Consider the following 1,695-nt stretch of genomic DNA (forward strand, 5'->3'; position numbering starts at 1 on the left):
TTACTCACCACTTGCAGGACGCCACTGAAAAAGTGGTCGTAAAATCATATATCTGATATAATTAAGGTATCATAATTGTCGGAGGTTGAAATGTTATCATCCCAACTTAAACTTGGCCTTAGTTATTATTCAGATTTATATGACATGATTGTTCCAAAAGATCATATTCTAAGAAAAATCAGGGAATTGGTCGATTTTTCTTTTATATATGATGAATTAAAAAATAAATATTGCCTTGATAATGGACGTAATGCAAAAAACCCTATATTGCTATTTAAATATCTGCTTTTAAAATATCTTTATAACCTTTCTGATAATGGTGTTGTTGAAAGATCACGATATGATATGTCTTTTAAATATTTTCTGGAATTAATGCCAGAAGAAGAGGTTATCCATCCTAGTCTTTTAACCAAATTCAGAAAGCAGCGTTTAAAAGATGAAAATATACTTGATCTGCTCATAAATAAAAGTGTAGAACTTGCCATAAATCAAGGTGTTTTAAAAAGCAATACTATAATTGTTGACTCAACTCATACAGAAGCCCGTTATCATAAAACTACTCAGAGAGAAATGTTGAAAAAAGCCTCTACTTCTTTAAAAGCAGCTTTAAAAGATTCTGATAAAGACATTTATCTGCCAGATGAACCTGAAAAACGAGCTTCTTTAGATGAGTATAATGAATACTGTCATGAATTATTAAACACAGTTCAGGAAAGTCCGTATTCAGAACTGCCAACGATTAAAGAAGAATCTTCTATGTTATCCGAAATTTTGGATAATCAGATTGATTGTTATGATCAATCCATTGACCCGGATGCCCGGATTGGCCATAAAACGGTCAATTCTTCTTTTTACGGATACAAAACTCATTTGGCCATGACAGATGAACGGATTATCACAGCAGCAACAATCACATCCGGCGAAGCATTTGATGGTCAGGAACTTCCAGTACTGGTTCAAAAAAGTAAAGCAGCAGGTGCAACCGTTAATGAAGTAATAGCAGATACCGCATATTCCACACTGGAAAATTTAAAAGATGCACAAAGCAATGACTATAAATTAATTTCAAAGCTTAACCCGAGCATCATAAAAGGGACTCGTTCAGAGGACGGCTTTATCTTTAATAAAGATGCGGATACCATGCAGTGCCCAGCGGGGCATTTGGCTATAAAATATCGAATTGACAAACGTAGTAATCAGAAAAAGAATACACGTATCAAATATTTTTTCGATATTAATATATGCCATGTCTGTCCTTATCGTAATGGCTGCTATAAAGAAAATGCAAAAACCAAAACGTATAGTATCACTATTAAATCGGATTATCATAAAAATCAAGAGGCGTTTCAAAAAACACAATATTTCAAGGAACGTTTCAAAACCCGCTATATGATAGAGGCAAAAAATAGTGAATTAAAAAATATACACGGATATAATCGTTGTGATGCTGCTGGACTATCAAACATGCAACTTCAAGGAGCAGTATCAATATTTGCAGTCAATTTAAAACGAATTTTAAAACTAAAGGGAGAAGTCTGCCCAAATGAGAAAAAATAGGAAAATTCATCTCTCAAAAGGGTAGATTTTGCATCCCTCAAAACACTATTTTAGCAATATTTTATTATCAAGGAACATTTTTGCACATATTTGACGCCCTGTGATACTAAACTTACCACTTTTTCAGTGGCGTCCTTG

At 33.5% G+C, this 1,695-nt stretch carries 1 protein-coding gene; it reads left to right on the forward strand.

Annotated elements, in window-relative coordinates; all coding sequences use genetic code 11:
- Positions 1-90: 90 nt before the first annotated feature.
- Positions 91-1,557: an IS1182 family transposase gene (locus HMPREF0373_RS13555; protein ID WP_021740329.1), complete on the forward strand. Its 1,467-nt coding sequence runs from the start codon at positions 91-93 to the stop codon at positions 1,555-1,557.
- The last annotated feature ends 138 nt before the right edge of the window (positions 1,558-1,695 follow it).

The sequence above is a fragment of the Eubacterium ramulus ATCC 29099 genome, assembly GCF_000469345.1.
Taxonomy (GTDB): Bacteria; Bacillota; Clostridia; order Lachnospirales; family Lachnospiraceae; genus Eubacterium_I; species Eubacterium_I ramulus.